This window comes from Sphingobacterium alkalisoli (assembly GCF_005049105.1).
GTDB classification, from domain to species: Bacteria; Bacteroidota; Bacteroidia; order Sphingobacteriales; family Sphingobacteriaceae; genus Sphingobacterium; species Sphingobacterium alkalisoli.
Genome location: NZ_SUKA01000006.1, coordinates 269,460 through 289,227, shown reverse-complemented (window position 1 = coordinate 289,227; position 19,768 = coordinate 269,460). Strand labels below are relative to the sequence as shown.

14 protein-coding genes and 1 tRNA gene are annotated in these 19,768 nt (G+C 39.1%); 8 read left to right on the top strand and 7 right to left on the bottom strand.

What is annotated here, in order from left to right; all coding sequences use genetic code 11:
- Window positions 1-10 precede the first annotated feature (10 nt).
- Window positions 11-2,878 carry a M16 family metallopeptidase gene (locus FAZ19_RS18570; RefSeq protein ID WP_136822252.1) on the bottom strand — a complete coding sequence of 956 codons (2,868 nt, stop codon included), beginning with the start codon at window positions 2,876-2,878 and terminating at the stop codon, window positions 11-13.
- A 91-nt stretch (window positions 2,879-2,969) separates the two neighbouring features.
- Between FAZ19_RS18570 and xerD the strand changes: the two genes are divergently transcribed.
- The 5 genes from xerD to FAZ19_RS18545 all read left to right on the top strand — a co-directional run bounded on the left by xerD (window position 2,970) and on the right by FAZ19_RS18545 (window position 8,552).
- Window positions 2,970-3,863, top strand: coding sequence for a site-specific tyrosine recombinase XerD (gene xerD / locus FAZ19_RS18565; RefSeq protein WP_136822251.1), 894 nt, complete (start codon window positions 2,970-2,972; stop codon window positions 3,861-3,863).
- 413 nt (window positions 3,864-4,276) lie between these two features.
- Complete coding sequence (locus tag FAZ19_RS18560) at window positions 4,277-6,595, top strand: TonB-dependent receptor (RefSeq protein WP_136822250.1); 2,319 nt, start codon at window positions 4,277-4,279, stop codon at window positions 6,593-6,595.
- A gap of 20 nt (window positions 6,596-6,615) precedes the next feature.
- On the top strand, window positions 6,616-7,245 hold the full coding sequence (locus FAZ19_RS18555; RefSeq protein ID WP_136822249.1) for a hypothetical protein: 630 nt from the start codon (window positions 6,616-6,618) through the stop codon (window positions 7,243-7,245).
- Between the two features lie 59 nt (window positions 7,246-7,304).
- A tRNA-Arg gene (locus FAZ19_RS18550) sits at window positions 7,305-7,376 on the top strand.
- A gap of 585 nt (window positions 7,377-7,961) precedes the next feature.
- Entirely contained in the window at window positions 7,962-8,552 is a 591-nt protein-coding gene (locus FAZ19_RS18545; protein ID WP_136822248.1) for a riboflavin synthase, read from the top strand.
- 21 nt (window positions 8,553-8,573) lie between these two features.
- Here the strand turns inward: FAZ19_RS18545 and FAZ19_RS18540 are convergent, their stop codons facing one another.
- Window positions 8,574-10,367, bottom strand: coding sequence for a chloride channel protein (locus FAZ19_RS18540; RefSeq protein ID WP_229707638.1), 1,794 nt, complete (start codon window positions 10,365-10,367; stop codon window positions 8,574-8,576).
- A gap of 9 nt (window positions 10,368-10,376) precedes the next feature.
- Window positions 10,377-11,318, bottom strand: coding sequence for a hydrogen peroxide-inducible genes activator (locus tag FAZ19_RS18535; RefSeq protein ID WP_136822247.1), 942 nt, complete (start codon window positions 11,316-11,318; stop codon window positions 10,377-10,379).
- A gap of 140 nt (window positions 11,319-11,458) precedes the next feature.
- Here FAZ19_RS18535 and FAZ19_RS18530 point away from each other — a divergent pair, with 140 nt between their 5' ends.
- From FAZ19_RS18530 to FAZ19_RS18520, 3 genes are read left to right on the top strand one after another with little or no spacing between them, the layout of a single operon-like run.
- Complete coding sequence (locus FAZ19_RS18530; protein ID WP_136822246.1) at window positions 11,459-13,624, top strand: S46 family peptidase; 2,166 nt, start codon at window positions 11,459-11,461, stop codon at window positions 13,622-13,624.
- Window positions 13,625-13,629: 5 nt separating this feature from the next.
- Entirely contained in the window at window positions 13,630-14,004 is a 375-nt protein-coding gene (locus tag FAZ19_RS18525; RefSeq protein WP_136822245.1) for a DUF423 domain-containing protein, read from the top strand.
- A gap of 12 nt (window positions 14,005-14,016) precedes the next feature.
- On the top strand, window positions 14,017-15,222 hold the full coding sequence (locus FAZ19_RS18520; protein ID WP_136822244.1) for a chloride channel protein: 1,206 nt from the start codon (window positions 14,017-14,019) through the stop codon (window positions 15,220-15,222).
- Between the two features lie 45 nt (window positions 15,223-15,267).
- On the opposite strand, the gene FAZ19_RS18515 is transcribed toward FAZ19_RS18520, so the two are convergent.
- The 4 genes from FAZ19_RS18515 to FAZ19_RS18500 all read right to left on the bottom strand — a co-directional run bounded on the left by FAZ19_RS18515 (window position 15,268) and on the right by FAZ19_RS18500 (window position 19,724).
- Window positions 15,268-15,987, bottom strand: a complete 720-nt coding sequence (locus FAZ19_RS18515) for a menaquinone biosynthetic enzyme MqnA/MqnD family protein (RefSeq protein ID WP_136822243.1) — start codon at window positions 15,985-15,987, stop codon at window positions 15,268-15,270.
- Window positions 15,980-16,606: a histidine phosphatase family protein gene (locus FAZ19_RS18510; RefSeq protein WP_136822242.1), complete on the bottom strand. Its 627-nt coding sequence runs from the start codon at window positions 16,604-16,606 to the stop codon at window positions 15,980-15,982. The genes FAZ19_RS18515 and FAZ19_RS18510 overlap by 8 nt, the downstream gene beginning before the upstream one ends.
- 6 nt (window positions 16,607-16,612) lie before the next feature.
- On the bottom strand, window positions 16,613-17,809 hold the full coding sequence (gene mqnE / locus FAZ19_RS18505) for an aminofutalosine synthase MqnE (RefSeq protein ID WP_136822241.1): 1,197 nt from the start codon (window positions 17,807-17,809) through the stop codon (window positions 16,613-16,615).
- Window positions 17,810-17,888: 79 nt separating this feature from the next.
- Window positions 17,889-19,724, bottom strand: coding sequence for an ABC transporter ATP-binding protein (locus tag FAZ19_RS18500; protein ID WP_136822240.1), 1,836 nt, complete (start codon window positions 19,722-19,724; stop codon window positions 17,889-17,891).
- Window positions 19,725-19,768: the final 44 nt, after the last annotated feature.

Below are 19,768 nucleotides of genomic sequence, written 5' to 3'. Positions count from 1 at the left end.
CTTCGATAATTTATTTACTTTCTTCTGGTAAGAGAATAAACTTAAATAATCGATCGTCCTTTAGATATTTATTCGCCACTTCCTTAACAGAATCGATCGTCAATTTATCCAATTCTTCTAGGTAGCGTAGGATGTAAGTTGGATCTTCATTATTTTGGTAGGCACCTGCAATCTGTCCCATCCAAAAACTGTTTTCCCGAAATTGTACTTCCAACTGGCGTTTTTGTTCGATAATAAATTTTTCTAAATCTACTTGGGTTGGACCATCCTTTTTCACTTTGTTGATTTCGTCCAACGCCGAATTGATTAAGGATTGATACTTATCTACACCCGTTCCAAAAGCAACGGTAAAACTATAACGTCCAATAGGATACTTGCTCGAAGAACCACGCGCCCCAGTACCATAAACCCCACTTTCGTCTTCTCGTAACCGTTCTAACAATTTAATCGACAGCACACTTTCCAATGCATCAAAATTCAGATTTTCTTTTTCCGAATAGTCGTAATCGCCAAAGTATTTTAGCTGTACTGTGGCTTTGGCTTCTTTGCCTTTATGGACAATTTTTTCAAAACCTTTATTAGGTTCTACTATCTCTAGATTCCGAGCTTCCTCTTTTCGGGATATAGAAGGCAGCGCTGCTAAGTATTGTTCTAAATAGGGTTTAATCTCTTCCTCGCTAAATGATCCAACAATGGTAAAGGTGAAATCTGATGCATCCGCAAAGCGTTCTCTATAAATTTCTAAAGCACGTTGTTGGTCAATCGATTTTATTTTTTCGGGAGTAGGAACTATCCGGCGAACATTATCACCATACAAACTTTTCAGCATTACATCTGAATACACAAAATCCGGGTTGTCTTCTCGATTCTCCATAGACGATAATGTACGGGAGATGCCGCTTTGAAAAATATCATCGTCCAGTCTTGGTTCAGTAAAATATCCGTAGATCATCTCAAAAGCAGTTTTCAATCCTTCTTTATCTGACGATCCACTTATGCCTTCGCTTCGTTCTGAAATATAAGGAGAAACATTCACATTTTTACCGGTTAGATACTTTCTAAGCTCGATGGCATTTAGCTGCCCTAATCCACTACCATTTACAAAACTAGCCGCATTAGAAGCTGTCATATATTCAGCATCGGAATATAAAGAGGTTCCGCCTGGACTGAAACTAGAAATCAAGATTTGATCATTTTTAAATGTCGTCGGTTTCAAGATTACTTTCACTCCATTACTCAATACAAGTTCTTTCGCATCGATACCTTCAATATTTTTAGTAGCCGCGACAGCACCTTTAACAGGCTCTTTCGCTAAAAGGGGTAATTTAGAAACCTTGTCCTCATATGCATGGATTTCCTCTTTTTTAACCTCAGAAATCCATGCATTAACGGCATCCTCATCCGGCACCAATGCCTTATCTTTTTCGGGAGCCATGATGATTACATCTCTATTCACATCTGCATAGAATTTCTTACCCACACTTTCCACCTCTTTTAACGTCAAGGTTGGTAAGAGACGCTTCGTCAATTGATAACGGTCTTCATTACTTAGTGCAGGAGCATCATCAATGAAATTTCTCAAATAACTCTCTACATAAGCATCGGATTTCTTCTTATCACGCTCTATATAAGAGGTTTCATTCCCCTTAGCAAGAGACGATATGGCACGTTGAAATTCCGTCTCCGTAAAGCCATATTTTTCAAAACGTTCCATTTCGCGGATTAAGGTCTTTAGTCCCAGATCAAACTTACCTGGATTTGCCACAAATAGCAAAGACATATTATCCAAACCACCGAAAAGTGAGCCAATACCAACCTGCCCCTGTAAGAAAGGCGGATTAGCTTGTTGACTCAATTCACGAAGTCGCGAGTTGATTAGTTGATTAAACACGTTCTTTAACAACGCACTTCTATAATCACCTACCGTTTTTATCTTCTCTTCAGGGTGCTTGATAATAATCTGTCCAACAGTATATTGCATCTCTGGATCGGTCACCGCGATAAACTGATTTTTATTCAATAAGTCAACCTTATATTCCTTGCGTTCTTCTGGTTTTGCTGGTAAGGTCATGTCCGAAAAAAGGCGGATAACTTCCTGCTCCATTTGTACGACATCGATATCCCCTACTATAATAAGGGATTGTAAGTCGGGTCTATACCACTTCTTATGGAAATTACGGATTACTTCAGGTTTAAAGGTGGTGACTATTTCTTCTGTACCAATGGGTAAACGCTTGGAATACAAGGAACCATTTAACAGGACGGGAAGATATTTATCTTGCATACGTTGATTGGCACCTCGACTACCACGCATTTCCTCCATGATAATTCCACGTTCTTTATCAATCTCGTCTGCATCTAAAAGTGCATCTTGCGCCCAATCACGCATTACCAGGAGTCCATTCTTCAATAATTCTGGATCATCTGAAGGAATTGGAAGCTTATATACTGTTTCATCAAAGCCAGTGTGTGCATTTAAATCACTTCCAAAACGCACACCAGCTTTTTGTAAATAATCAACAAGTTCATTTTTTGGAAAATGCTTTAAACCGTTGAAATTCATGTGCTCCAAAAAATGAGCTAATCCTTGCTCTTCGTCTGTTTCCAAGATTGATCCGACCTTCATACCGAGGTACATTGTTACTCTTTTCTCCGGTTCCACATTTCTACGGATATAGTATTTGAAACCGTTCTTCAACTTGCCTACCAGTACTTCATCGTCAAACGGCAGTACCTCATCGAGAGAGATAATACTATCTTGAGATAATACCGTTCTCGCGGCCGGACTCATTTGGGAAATATAGCCTATATTGGCATCAACAGAAACAAAAGTAGCAGGTAACAAGAACGCAACTGCTAATGGTTTTAATAATCTCATACAATGTAAAGTTAATGCCGCCAATTTAGGATTAATTATTTACAAAGATTAGAACCAGATAATAAATTTACATTTTTTAACTTCGTAGCATATGGACTGGCAGACAACTAAAAAGGATTTTAAACGCTATTTGGAATTTGAACGTAACCTGAGCGGTAATTCTGTTCACGCCTATTTAAATGATGTACGTAAATTAGAAGTGTATTGTGAAGATAAAAACCTAGAGATCGAAAAGTTAACAGCACAGCATATCCAACAGTTTCTATTATGGATTAATGAATTTGCTGTATCCCCTTTTACCCAAGCCCGCCTTCTATCGGGATTAAAAACTTTTTTCAACTTCTTGCAAATAGAATATGAGCTCCCGACGAACCCGTGCGAACTGATTGAAACACCCCGATTATCCCGGAAGATGCCTTCAGTACTCAATATTGATGAAATCGATTCATTAATCAATGCGATAGATCTTTCCAAATCTGAAGGCATGCGTAATAAAGCTATAATAGAAGTCTTGTACGGTTGTGGGTTGCGTGTATCGGAACTAATCAATTTAAAAATTTCAAATCTTTTTCTTGATGTCGAGTTTATTAAAGTCGAAGGCAAAGGCAACAAAGAAAGACTGATTCCTATTGGGCAACAGGCTATCAAATATTTAAAAATCTATATGGCTGAAGTACGGGCACATCAATTTATAAAATCAGGAAAGGAAGATTTTGTGTTTTTGAATCGTCGCGGTTCTCCGTTGTCCAGAGTTATGGTATTTATTATCATTAAAGATCTGGCCCAAAAAATTGGCTTAAAAAAAGAAATAAGTCCTCATACATTCAGACATAGCTTTGCTTCTCATCTGGTAGAAGGCGGCGCGGATCTCAGGGCAGTACAGGATATGCTAGGGCACGAAAGCATCACTACCACCGAAATCTACACACATATTGATAAAGATTACTTACAATCTGTTATCACCCAATTTCATCCGAGATCTTAAAACATATTTTAACTTGCACCATTGTTGCATTTAATGTATCTTTGCCCTATTGAAAGCACTAAAAACATATTCAGCTTTAGTATTGATTTGGGCATTCTTATGCGCAAACCTATTTCAACACAACCATACCCATCACGAAGAGCACCACAGCTGCGACAGCAAGTCGCATCACGAGCACAGCCCAGACAATTGCGCCATCTGTTATCAGATTCACTTTTCGCAAGCCACAGCACCTCTTTGTAATTTTATTTATTTATCACCCATAGAGATTTGCTACAAACGTGTTTTTCAAGCGGTGAATTATGATTTACGATTAGTCGGATACGCTCTTCCTAATAGCAATAAAGGCCCTCCTTTTACAACTTCTTAATTACCAAATAGTCGTAAAATCGTGAAATAAGAAGAATTCTGTAATGAATAAAGTAGCATTAGCTTGCCTCTTTGTATTTGTTTCCGTACTACTTCATGCGCAGCAAAAGAATTGTAATATTCAATTGAGCGGGCAAATTGTAGACAAAACGGGCAACAAAGCAATAGATGGAGCCATCATATCCATATCTAAAAACCAAGGTATATCCAAAGATAAAGGAATCTTTAGTTTAAAAAACCTGTGCCTTGGATATAATAAGATACGGATAGAACATATCAGCTATCAGCCGCTAGAAATGGAAATATATCTGGAGCGTGATACCAGCATTACCTTTACACTGGAAATCGAACACATCCATATGGAGGACATCAAGATCGTTGGCTATAAATCTACCACTTTGACAAGTAGCACACACAGTTTGACTGCGCAGCAACTTGCTGAATCAAAAGGCAAAGTACTTGCAGACGCGCTTGCTGAAATTGCGGGAGTCACCACCTTAGCTACCGGAAGTAATATCGTCAAACCTGTAATCAATGGCTTACATAGCAACCGTATCCTCCTTCTAAATAATGGTGTACGGCAAGAGGGGCAGCAATGGGGCGTAGAACACGCACCGGAAATTGATCCGTTTATGTCAGATAAGATTGAGGTAATAAAGGGTGCCCAGGGGGTTCGATACGGTGCTGATGCATTGGCTGGCGTGGTATTAACTAGCCCGGCTCCTATTGACTATGAAAAAGTAATCGGAGGCCGTATAAACTTGATAGGCAATAGCAATGGCAAAGGACTATCAGGGCATGCTAGATTGGAGGGACATGCTAATAAGTTAGGATGGAGAATCTCGGCGTCTAGCAAGATACGCGGTAATACCAAAACAGCAGGCTATTACCTCGGCAATACAGGTGCGAAAGAACTAAACTATGACGGATATATAGAGTACATCTTATCTCGGGGGAAGTTCTCCGCATACGCAAGTCATTTCGGAACTGATTTGGGAATCTTTTCAGGTGCACATATCGGTACCATTGAGGATATATATGCTCGGATAGAAAACGGTAAACCTTTTGAAAGTTATGATTTCTCTTATCACATTAATTCTCCCAGGCAGCAAGTAACGCATGATCTCGCCAAACTAAACTGGTCTCATCAGGTGAACAATGGAGGTGAATTGGACTTGCAATATAGCTTCCAACGCAATCATCGGCAAGAATTCGATTTACGCCGAATAGAAAGTGATGATACGCCTATGGCAGATATGGTATTGACAACCCAATCTTTTGATGCCGCTTACACGCACCATGAGTCAACCGTTGGAATAAATGCAAACCTACAGGTGCACAACAACACAGCGGGTACTGGCACTACACCGATTATTCCTAATTTTGACAATTACACGTTGGGCATTTTTGGTATACAACAGTTTCATTTAGCAAACTATCATTTCGAAATAGGTTTGCGCTACGACTACAGGTATTTTGATGTGGCAGGCTACCGTTATGATTATAAAAACCCGAATGCGAATGGTTCGTTAAATCAATACTTACTGGAAGATACGAAGTATTTTCACAACCTCTCTGGAACGGTGGGACTATTGTATCATTTCCTGCCAAACTTAAATTGGAAAAGTAATATTGGCCTAGCGTGGCGAGCCCCATCAGCCAATGAACTTTATAGCGATGGGGTACATCATGGAAGCGGCACCTACGAAGTAGGAAATGTAAACCTGCAAAGTGAAAAAGGATTGAAATGGGTAAACTCATTATTATATAAGGACAAAGCGGAGAAAATTGACATCAGTTTAGATGTATTCGGGCAATACATCACAGACTACATCTACGCCAACCCCAATCCAGACTCTGTAAGGCAAACCATTAGGGGTACATTTCCTTTATATGCGTACAGGCAAGATGATGTCTTTTTCTATGGGGCCGACCTTAAACTGGAATATCATATCACCAAAGCAATCGACTATGGTCTCTCCGCATCAATTGTGAAAGCGATCAATACTGACACGAAGGAGTACTTGCCTTACATTCCTTCAGATAGGTTAGCACATTATCTTCAACATCAGTTCAAAGATGCGCAAGCACTGAGATCTTCTTATATTAAATTAAACCATCGGTTTGTGGCGCGACAGTCTCGATATGAAGTAAATTCGGACTACACACCTCCCCCTGCGGCTTATCATTTGCTGGATTTTACGGCAGGAACTCAACTTCATTTGAAGTCGAATACTATCGGTATTATTTTTAGTATCGATAATTTAACAAACAAACTATACAAAGACTATATGGATAGATTTCGCTATTATGCTCATCAGCTCGGTAGAAATTATTCCATTAAACTAGCTTACAATTTTTAAAAATATAAAAACACACAATCATGAAAAAAATATATTTAGTCTTACTTGCTATTCCATTGTTATTTCAAGCTTGCACAAAAGACGATCCAACTCCCGAAATAGATCAAGAAGAAGTTAGAGGCCTTACAATTACATTTACCGAAGTAGAAGGGGAAATTCATGGCGATCATTACGATTACCATGATATTGATAATCCAGAAACAGAAAGCATAGAATTTACAGGAACGGACCTGATTCCCCCCGTCGGTGCTCACGTTCATCTTGAAGTCGGAAAGTCTTATCGGTTTAACATTAAAATGCTTGATGCACACGGTAGAGAAACACAACAAACATTTGTGGACCGTGATGATATTCACTACGCTTTCATTTTAGGAGTGCCAACGGAATCACTGTATGTCGAATATGCAGATACCAAAACGGATGGCACGGAAGCAAACGTAGGTGTACAAGGTTATTTTACCGTGTTAAAGCCAACATCAACTTTTGAGATGAATTACGTGATGAGACATCTCAATGCAGGAGTAAAAGCAAACATCAATACAAGTACAGATTGGTCAGCGACTGATTACAGAAAATTCACCGGCGCAAATGACGTAGATATAAAATTTGACATGCATTTCGTTGAGGATCATAACGATGACGATCATTAATAACTAAATTATTAAATTTTAGTTTAGCTTTCGCATAAAAGTTATATTTTTGCGAAACGGTCTTCGTAGTTTAATGGATAGAATTTCAGATTCCGGTTCTGAAGATGTGGGTTCGACTCCCGCCGAGGACACATTACAAACTAAAAAGGAACTAGCTAACGAGCTGGTTCCTTTTTTTATGTCGTGGCAATAAACCTTACCTAGTTCCGTCAATCTCAATTAAAAAAACGACAAAGATATTTTCTAACGCCAGCAGTATCAAGCATGCAATCATTGGCTCTGTTCATGTTAAGCGCACGCCCTTTACTACCATAATATTTAAATTAGATCTTGATAACAAGCAAAAAAAGTCTGTTTAAATAAAAAAGCTTGGAATAATCGGGCGATCTTCCAAGCTTATAAATACCTCTTGAATGAGGTAATCAACCTAAACCTATGGCAAATATAATGATATTATTACTTAGTATCCAAATGTTAAATGAATAAATGCAAGATTATTTACTTATAAGAAAGTAAAGTTTTGATTATCAGGAAAATAAAAATAAAAAAAAGGTCTTCAAACGGGGAGAATGAAAACCTTTACTAACCAATTATAAACCTAAATTATGATGACACAAAGATAGTGTACATCCTACACTATTGCAAATATTTTTTTATTTTTTTTTAAAAGAGGCAGTAACTTTTATCTAAGTTTGTAGAAAATCCGTTTAAAATTTATGTTTACAGGTATTATTGAGACATTAGGCGTCGTTAAAAAAATCGAAAAGGAACAGACCAATATTCACTTATACATCGAATCTTCTATTTCTCAGGAGCTAAAAATAGATCAAAGTGTGGCGCACAATGGCATCTGCCTAACCGTAGTTGCTTTAGACAATTCAACACACAAAGTAACCGCTATCGACGAAACATTGAGCAAGACAAATCTAAATACTGTCAAAGAAGGAGACCTGATGAATATCGAAAGATGTACACAAGCGAACGGTCGTTTTGACGGACATATTGTACAAGGGCACGTCGATCAAACCGCTACTTGCATTGAAAAAGAAGATCAGAACGGAAGTTGGTTATTTACTTTTCGATACGATCCTTCCAAAAATAACATTACTGTAGAAAAAGGGTCTGTCACGGTAAATGGCATTAGCCTTACCGTTGTAAATTCAAGAGTTGATCGATTTTCTGTCGCGATCATTCCCTTTACGATAGAACACACAAACCTTAAACAGGTGGAAGTAGGATCGGAAGTTAACATCGAGTTTGATATCGTTGGAAAATATGTTTCAAAAATAATGGCGCTCAGAAACTAAGCGCCATCACTATTTAATTGACTATTCTAAATAGTGTCCCTGCCGTACCAACAACGCTCTGTACTTATTAAAAACAGAAGACTTAGAAACAAAACCTAGGTAGTGATTATCACTATCGGTTACGGGAAGAATCCATACATCATCTCTATTCATTTTAGACATTACAATTTCCATATTCTCATCACCTCTAATGATGTCATTAGGTTTTTGAGCGATCTGTTCGAATTTCCGACTACTATCCCCTTCCTCTCCTAATAATATCGAAAACAGACGTTCACTATAAATAACCCCCAACAACTTACCGTTTAAATCTACAATAGGAAAAATATTACGCTTTGAATGAATAATTTCTGATTGTCTGTCCTTCGGTGTCTCATCCGGACGAAGAATAACGAAATTGGTCTCTATCAGATACCTGAGCTTCATCATACTCAGCACGGTCCTGTCTTTATCTTCATACGACAGTAAATCGCCCGAATCAGCTAGGGCTTTTGTGTAAATAGAGTGCTTCATTACGGACCGGTTAATAAGATAGGAAATAGAAGCCACCAGCATCAAAGGAACCATCAAGGTATACCCTCCTGTTATCTCGGCTATCAAAAACATACCTGTCAACGGTGCATGCATGACACCACTTAACGCAGCTGCCATTCCCGCCATGACAAAGTTAGGCACATTCAGCTGCACTAGGCCTGTAAGATTCATACCATAGGCAAATGCAAATCCAATAAGACCTCCCATGACCAGACTCGGACCGAAAACGCCACCATTGCCACCTCCATTTAAGGTAAATAGAACAGCAAAGGACTTCGCAAATAGCGTAAGCACTGTATAACAGATGACAATCCAGCCAATATTTTTATAATCCGCAAACAAACTGTTCTTAACGATAGCATCAAACTGCCCATCCAAAATTTGTTGAATTGTTAAGTAGCCTTCACCATATAGTGCGGGAAACAAAAAAATCATTAACCCTAATGAAATACCGCTAAACCAAACTTTGTTATATGGGTTCGTAATAGACGAAAACCACTTTTTTACGATTTGACTAATGCGCGAAAAATAGATGGAGTAAACACCGACTATTACAGCGAGTAGAATATAAAAAAACAAAGCCTGTACTTCCCACTCCGTTACCGCAGTATGGAACAATGGTTCGCTATAGAGCAATCTTGAAACAACCGCCGCCAAAGCAGCAGAAATTAATAAAGGGATAAAAGCGGGTATGGAAAATTCCGGCAATAATATTTCAATGGCAAAAATCATCCCCGCAACAGGACTATTGAATGCTCCAGAAATACCTGCTGCGGCACCGCACGCTAGTAGCATCGTCAACTCTTTATAACTAAGCCCAAAGAATCTACCTGTGCTGGAACCAATAGCTGCTCCACTATAAGCAATAGGAGCTTCTAATCCAGAAGATCCCCCAAACCCGACCGTAATCGCGCTTGTAATGATTTGCGAATAGATATTATGCGATTCAACTTTACTCGATTTGCGTGAAATGGCATAAATAATCGGGGTAATACCATGTTCAAAATTCTTTCCTTTTAGAAATTTACGAACGTACAACACGCTCAAAAGAATACCAATCAATGGCAAAATAAGATAAAAAGAATACTTATAATGCCAATCGATGTCATCTTGTAAGGTAGAGGCTATAAAATGGGTCATTCCTTTCAACAAAGCAGCTGCAAGACCACCTATAATACCCACCACAAAAGCCAGTAATACCAAAAAATTCCGATTGGAAATTTTTCGCATACGCCATTTATTAACGCGATCGAGCTTGCGTAAAAATTTTTGTTTCATCATACAATCAGATTAGAGATCAAAACCCATTACTTCCTTTCGCTTCTTCGATTTAAATCGCTCGGGCACAATAGCTAATATTTCATTCTTTAACGCGTTGACAGCTTGCTTCTTTACAAAATTCTGAGTAGTCACTACACTAATTTCCCTCACCGGTTCAGGCGCTTTAAAATACCGTACGTGATTCAGTTGGTCCTCATCGTAATTCAATATACTTAGCTCGGGCAGGATGGTTATTCCCGCATTGATATCGACCATCCGTTTTAATGTCTCCACACTTCCTGTGTTGTATTCAAAGGTGCCTGTTGAAGACTGATTGTGCTTGTAATTACAAATATTAAGTACCTGACCTCGCATACAATGTCCTTCATTTAATAACCATAACTTCTCCTGCGCAATATCTTCCACACTAACCATCTTATTTAAATACAAATGACTTTTCTCCGATACATACGCCACAAAGGTCTCATAAAATAGAGGTGCTTCTTGAATGGCATGTTCAGATAGTGGTGTAGACAGAATTCCGCAGTCCAAGGATCCGTTCTTGAGCTCCTGAACAATCCGTTCGGTCGTATATTCCCAGATCTGAAGTTGGAGTTTTGGATATTTCTTTAAAAAAATGGTAATAACATCAGGAAGCAGGTAAGGTGCTACTGTTGGAATTACACCTATTTTAAGTTGCCCTTCCAATTCTCCCTTCTCCTCTTGTAGGATCTCATTGATCTTTTTACTTTCTGTAAGCACGACACGTGCTTGCTGAATCACCTTTATCCCTATCTCTGTAGGAATTACTGGCTGTCGACTCCGATCAAATATTTTGACACCTAGCGATTCTTCTAGCTTTTGAATCTGCATACTCAACGTCGGTTGTGTCACAAAGCATTTCTCAGCAGCAGCCACAAAACTTCTATAGGTATCTACCGCCACGACATATTCTAACTGGACAAGTGTCATGATATAAATTTTAATTATACAAAGGTATGAAATATATAAGCGCGTCCAAACCTTTAAGACAATGACAACGGGATTTCGATTCTTATTTATGAAGTTCAGTCCTAAAAGATTTTGTATTTTTGAGCATTAAACAAATGACTATGCACGTAAACTGGAAATCCGCTATACTCTGTACCTTTCTCTTTGGAATAGGAATTTTTAATTATTCAGCTTCTATTCCGGACGAGGGAATGTATCCACTTAGTGACCTGAATAGAGCGGGATTAAAAAAGGCTGGCCTGAAGATCAATGAAAAAGACATTTATAATCCCGGCCATATCGGACTGGTAGATGCACTCGTACAGGTCAGTGGCTGTACTGGTTCATTTGTATCAGCAAATGGATTAATCATAACCAATCATCATTGCGCCTTTAGTGCCGTCCAACTTGCTTCTACACCGCAGGCTAATTATTTAGAAAATGGATTTGTGGCTAATGCCTTGGAACAGGAGATCGAGGCTAAAGGACTAACGATTCGTATTACAGATTCCTATGAAGATGTGTCAAAGCAGGTGCTTGAAGCAGCTGCTACAGTCATAGATCCCGTTCAACGGATCAATCTTATTAGTGAAAAAAGAGCGGAACTCGCTAGACAAGCCGAAGCCCTAGATCCGACGATCAAAGCTGAAGTGTCTGAGATGTTTATTGGAAAAAGTTATGTTCTTTTTCGGTATAAGACCATAGAGGATGTACGCTTGGTTTACATTCCGCGTCAGGATATTGGTGAATTTGGTGGCGAGACGGATAATTGGGTATGGCCGCGACATACAGGAGATTTTTCATTTCTGCGCGCGTACGTGGCACCAGATGGTTCATCAGCCAAATATTCCAAAACAAATATACCTTACACACCAAAGAAACATCTTAAGATCAATCCTAAGGGTGTCAATGAGAATGATTTCGTATTTATCCTGGGATACCCGGGACGCACCTTCCGGCACCGACCGGCTCAATACATCGAATACCAACAGAAATATTTATTACCTTATACAGCCGCACTGTATGATTTTCAAAATCAACAGATGATTGTGGCAGGGAAAGACGATAAAGCGACTGAGCTCGCATTAGCGACCCGCATTAAACGTAATGCCAATGTAATGAAGAATTACCGTGGGAAATTGAAGGGGTTACGTAATATTGATTTGATCAATACAAAAAAACAGGAAGATAAAGCCCTGACTGATTTTATCCATTCAAAACCTGAATTAACATCCAAATACGCATCATTAATGCAGGATATTGAGAAACATTACCAGCTCGTATTTAGCGATGCCGACCGGGAGTTATGGTTTAACAACATCTATAGTGGAGTTCGTTCACTTCAAGTTTCAAGTATTCTGAATGCTTTCAAGCAGGCTATAGCCAAACAAGGTACACCTCAAACGCAGCAACAGGTTTTCGATTTAAATATAGATAAAGTTAAAGCACAGCTTGATGGCTACTATAACAGTTATCATACATCTGTAGATAAAAATATTGCCGGCCATTTATTTGCCGAAGCGTATAGGCTAAACGGGAAAAACACGATACAGTTTATAGCTACTAAGAATTTTAAATCAGCAGACGAATCCACTAAATTTATTCAAAATGCGATAACCGATTCCAAATTAAACAACAAAGAATCCGTAATAAATGAGGTACTAAAAGATGCCAAATCGATACTTGGTTATAGCGATGACCTGTTACGAACAGAAAGGGAATTGGAAAATGAATTAGAACCATTTTACACCGAGCAAAAACGAAGAGAAGGTGTGCTAAATAAACTGATGGGAGATTATGTAGCGGTAAAAGAACTTTATCAAAACAAAAATTTTATCCCGGATGCCAACTCTACGTTACGCTTGACTTTCGGAAACATTCGGGGTTACCATCCAGTAGATGCTACTTATTTAGCGCCTTTCACAACAGTAAAAGGATTGATTGAAAAAGGAAACTCCGGTAATGAGGAATTTATGTATCCAACAGCGATTAAAGAGGCTTGGCTGGCCAAGAATTTTGGAGCCTATTTCAAAAAGGAACTAAATGACGTACCCGTTAACATCTTATACAATATGGATACCACGGGTGGAAATTCGGGGTCTCCAATTATGAATGCTTACGGCGAGCTTATCGGTGTTAATTTCGACCGTTCGTACGACGCTACCATTAATGATTTTGCGTGGAATGAGAGCTACAGTCGCTCAATCGGTGTGGATATTCGATATGTACTTTGGGTAGCTGACAAGATCGATAATGCCAAATTCATCTTAAAAGAAATGGGGATATAACCATCATGAATACAACTGTATTAACCATAGCGGCCATATTTGGTATAACCGCGATAGTATTAGGAGCTTTTGGCGCACATGCCTTTAAGAAGTTGATCTCTTCGGAGAAGTTGACATCGTTTGAAGTGGGTGTACGTTATCAAATGTATAGCGCCCTAGTGCTGCTAATGATCGGATTCCAATTGGATTTCTCACATTATTCAGAAAGATTAGCCATCTACGGTATTATTAGCGGAACATTATTATTTTCAGGAAGTATATATTTTCTTTCTTTTTCGGAATATTGGAAGACTAATCTTAAGTTCTTAGGACCTATCACCCCACTAGGTGGTTTATTAATGATTATCGGATGGACATCCCTCTTGATTTCATTCTTATAAAAACCGATACGAATGTCTACACTTTGGTCGCGGGTTTACTCACATGGATTGATTAAATGGTCGACGATAATTATAGCGACGGGAATTTCTGTAGGAATTATTTCTGCGGTATTTTTATTCGCATTGAATTACGTAAGCAATTTAAGGGAACAAAATAATTGGATAGTGTTATTTTTACCACTGGCGGGATTGCTTATTGTATACTTATATAAAAATTATGGCGACCGAGCTAGTAAGGGAAATAATTTAATATTAGAGGAATACTATCATCCTTCGACGCCAATTCCATGGATAATGGCTCCATTAGTTATTCTCACCACTTTGCTTACTCACTTATTTGGAGGTTCTGCAGGACGAGAAGGTACTGCTGTTCAATATGGTGCGACTGTCGGGGAGCAGCTATCCATGCGCCTTCAACTTTCAAAAAAAGAAAGACGAATTGTTTTGTGTTGTGGTGTAGCGGCAGGGTTTGCCTCTTTATTCGGAACACCTTTAGCAGCAACGATTTTTGCGGTGGAAGTATTTCGTGTTGGACGCAAAAGATACAAAACGCTCCTCCCCGTAGTAATCACTGCCTATCTGGCGCACGGTATCTGCCTGATCTTAAAGGCACCCCATAGCCATTACCCCCAAGTTATCATTACGGATTTCATAAGTTTTGATGTCTTGTGGATCGTGGGACTAGGCTTACTCTGCGGGATAATCTCACGACTATTTATTTATTCTGGAGATCTATTTAGTCAACTATTCAAGCGTCTTCCCAATGCGTATCTGCGCATAGCAATAGGTAGTATGGTAATAATTATTTTTACAATTTGCTTGGGAACCACAAAGTATACCGGTCTTGGACTGCCAACAATAGCTGCTGCATTTCAACAACCTCAAGCACTTTATGATTTTTTCCTAAAAATACTGCTGACTACCCTAACATTGAGTATTGGCTTTAAAGGCGGAGAAGTGACCCCTTTATTTTTTATTGGGGCAACATTTGCCAGTGCCTTATCCTTATATATCCCTGTTGATATAATGCTTTTAACTGCAGTTGGCTTTGTCTCCGTATTTGCAGGTTCTACTAAAACTCCCCTAGCCTGTGCGATTATGGCGATGGAATTATTCGGTATCCCGGTAGGGATATATGCTGTAATAGGTTGCTTTTCGGCAGTTATGGTTTCTGGCCGAAAAGGTATCTATAGTAGTCAGCGGAATATTAAATTTTGAAGTAAGTCTGAAAGGTAAAGAAAAACCTTCCTCTATATAACACCTTTACAGCGTCTGATACAATTCCAGGTATTTCTGAATGGCTTCCCTTTTTTTAGGTGTTAAATGAAAATCCAACTTCTCGGTGAGATAAGATGAATAATCAAAGTTATCATACACCGGCAATCCCTTAATGACATCTTGTGGATGTGAAATTCCGTCCGCCAAGGCCTGATTAAATTCCGCAACAAAATCGGCAGGTAATTCTTTGTTGGCTACCCATACGGCAAAAGCGAAAGGCAAGCCTGTAAACGCTTTCCAATAATACCCCAGGTCGTATACATACGGTATCGTCTCCTTTTTCCCAAATGTGCGGTCACCAATCAGTACAAAAGCATCCGCTTCTCCCTCCGTTACAACGTCAACATCTACTTTCCAGTGGTATTTTAATAGAATTTGAGCTAATCCATTTGAAGTACGCGATTGATCATCTAAATGAATGGTCTTGACTTCATGAATTGGCTTCTGAGAGAATATAAATACCGAATCTACTTCGCCATCCGATCCAATGCAGTAATCGCCTATAATACGATAATAAGGCAGACTCAATAGTGCAGCTATAGGAATAATACCCATATCCACCTCATTATCGATCACCCGCTGGGCACATCGACTGGGATGATCCAGACTTAAATCAATCCGATCCATTACGGGTGAAGCCTTTATTCCTTGTAAAAATGGTAACGTATTGGTATAACTTACCGCAGAAATCTTAATCTTACTCATTTTCTAAACGCTCTAAATGTTTAGTATTGTAATAATCGACAACGCTAAAGCGTCCATTTTCATAGTCTAGAATATATAAGGCGGTATTTGTATGGGGGAATTCGTCCATCTGACAAAGCGGAAAATCAGTGAGATGGCAAAGTAAAATACGCATTGCACGACCATGCATACATACAAGAATAGTTTCTTCATCCGGTTGGGATAACATATAAGCGATCGCTTCTTTCTGCCGTGCTACAAGCTGATTAGGAGATTCACCATTTTCGATACTCAGATCCAGCTCATTGTTTCTCCAAGATGCGATCACCTTCTCAAACCCTGTCATGGTATCCTCATCTTGTTCTTTTCCTTCGTAAATACCCCAGCTTATCTCATCTAATCCTTCAATCTCTTCTACTGGAATTCCAAGTTCGAGAAAATCTGCTACTGTTTGTTTGGTTCTTAGCAGCGTAGACGTATAAATTTTATCAAATGGAACCTCTTTATAGGCTTCGAAAAATGCCTGTGCCTGTCGAAAGCCATTTACATTGAGTGGAGAATTGACTCCCCTTCCCTGCACTATTCCACGTAAATTAAGATCTGTTTGTCCGTGTCTTATGAAGTAAAATTTTTTCCTCAACTTATATTATGAATTTATTACCGGTAATGAATAATATTTCTTCTTTGTATCATCTTCAAATACGTAATCACTGTAATCTGTTACGACATTATACAATGTATCACGTTCGATAGGGTGCCTTCCTACATTCTTAATCAATTGCACCAATTCCTTTGTGCTCATCGCAGGTATCTGCTCCTCCGCTCCGGCCATACTATAGATTTTGGTTGTGTCGTCTAAAGTTCCATCAATATCATCGACTCCATAAGCCAGCGACAGCTGTGCGGTTTCGCGCGAAATCATTGCCCAATAGGCTTTTATATGGGAAAAATTATCCAAATAAATTCTCGCAATCGCATAGTTACGCAAATCCTCAATAACAGAAACCTCTGAAACATGTTCCATCTGGTTATCCTTGTTTCTGAACTTTAATGGGATAAAGGTCTGAAATCCACTTGTTTTATCTTGCAACTGGCGCAGACGTTCCATATGATCCACACGATGCCAAAATTCTTCAATATGACCATAAAGCATGGTCGCATTGGTATGCATACCTAACTTATGAGCCTGCCCGTGTATATCTAGCCATTGATCGGCTGTGCATTTATCATGGGCTATCTTCTCGCGTATCTCCGGGTGAAATATTTCCGCGCCACCACCCGGCATGGAATCTAATCCACACTCCTTAAGATACTTCATCCCTTCATAATGGGACAATTTTGCTTTTTTGAAAATATAATAATATTCTACGGGGGTTAGCCCTTTGATATGCAATTCGGGCCGGTGTTCTTTGCAGCGTTTAAAGAACTCCGCATAAAATGCCAAATTTTGTTTTGGAACAACACCTCCGGTAATATGAACTTCGGTAACGGGCTCGTTGTCATATTTTTTCACCACATCCATCATTGCATCTACATCCATTTCCCATCCCTCTTCACGTTCTTTTATCATCCGTGAATACGAACAGAATTTACAATCGTAAACACAGACGTTCGTCGGCTCGATATGAAAGTTTCTGTTGAAATACGTGTGGTTACCATGTTTTCTTTCGCGGATATAGTTCGCTAATACGCCTAAATAACTTACTTCTCCTTTTTCATATAGCATCACGCCTTCTTCAAAGGTAATACGTTGGTCAGCGCGCACCTTTTCGGCAATATGTCTTAAATCTGAATCTAAATTTTTGTTACTGATCAAAAAATTTAGTTTTTGTGTAGCATCCATTAATCTTTCCTTACTATACAAACTTAGCTAAAATTCCAGCCAAAAAACATGCTAAAATGCTATTTTAGTATACCTTCAACTAGTCTGCAAATTGCTGCATATCTATTAATCTCTTATACAAGCCATTGCGCTGGATCAGTTCCTGATGTGATCCGGACTCTATAATCTGACCAGATTCCAGCACCACAATCTTATCTGCATTTTGAATCGTACTCAAACGGTGTGCAATGACGACAGTTGTACGGTTTTCCATCAATTTATACAATGCATCCTGCACTAAACGTTCCGATTCGGTATCTAGGGCAGATGTCGCTTCGTCCAGCAACATAATCGGTGGATTCTTCAGCACAGCCCGTGCAATACAAATACGTTGACGTTGACCTCCAGATAATTTTGCCCCCCTGTCCCCTATATTCGTGTGGTATCCCTTTTCGGTCTTGGTAATAAACTCATGCGCATTGGCAATACGAGCCGCAGCTTCTACTTGCTCTTGTGTAGCAGCAGTATTGGCAAAAGCAATATTATTAAAAATCGTATCATTAAAGAGGATAGATTCTTGATTTACTACACCGATTAATGCACGAAGCGAGTCCTGCGTAAGATCCGTTAAATTAATCCCGTCGAATGTAACAGCTCCTGTATTTACGTCCATAAAACGTGGAATTAAATCCACCAGTGTTGATTTACCACCTCCCGAAGGCCCAACTAAAGCAACTGTTTGTCCTTTACGAATCGTAAAATTAATATCTTTTAATATCGGTTTTTCGCCGTAAGAGAAATTTACATTGGTGAATGTAATCTCTTCATTAAACTTGCTGATTTCAATCGCGTCCGGTCTATCAAGCAACTCATTTTTCTCATCGATCAATTCCAATACCCGCTCACCAGCTGCAATACCACTGTGAATATTACTGAATGAGTCGGTCAAAGCCTTAGCCGGTCGCATTACCTGCGAAAATAAAGCGATATAAGCAATAAATTCTGAAGCGGTTAATTCCCCTTCGCCCGTCAACACCAAATGTCCGCCATAAAGCAATATGATAGCCACCATCACGACCCCTAACAATTCGGAGACGGGAGAGCCCAGCTGTTGACGACGTACCATTCTTCGCATAATAGTGGCGTATCTACTGTTTTCCCCATTAAATCTATCCTTCACAAACGGTGCAGCATTAAATGCTTTTATAATCCGCACTCCCGAAAGGGCCTCGTCAAGATAGGATATCATATTTGCATACGACTCCTGACCAGCAATAGCTTGGGATTTCAAAGATTTTACGATTCGCGATATTAAAAAAGCGGACACCGGGATAACAGCTATCGCAAATAAAGTAAGGTTAGTCGAAAGAGCGAACAATACATATACATAAGCAATCAGTTGCAGTGGCTCTTTAAAAACAACCTGCAACGTGCTCGTCACGGAATATTGAACCACCTGTACATCTGAAGATATTTTTGAAATGACATCACCTTTACGTTGGTTAGTAAAATACCCCAATGGTAAGTCCATCACGTTGTTAAAAACAATTTTCCGAAGGTTCAATAACGTATGAATACGTAGGTTTTCCATTATCCGCTGCGAAAAATAGCGGAACAGGTTAGTGATAAATACAGATATAATAATACCGATACAAACATACTTTAATGCATCATAGGCACCGAACTGACTATGTAATGTATCTGCATAGTACGTAAACCATTCCGGAAGATCAAAGAAACTATCTGGCTTTACTGCCGGCTGCGTCACGGCAGATAGGCTTTCATCCGTACCGTCAAATAACACTTGCAGCAGCGGCGCAAGTAATGCTAAATTCAATGTGCCGAAAACCACCGTAATAATAGTACAGATGATATAAGGAATAGCATACTTTTCAATTGGCTTTGCGAACGATAAAAGTCGAAAATACGTTTTCATTTAAAGATATAAGCAACAAAAATAGCAAATTTGTATGTATATAC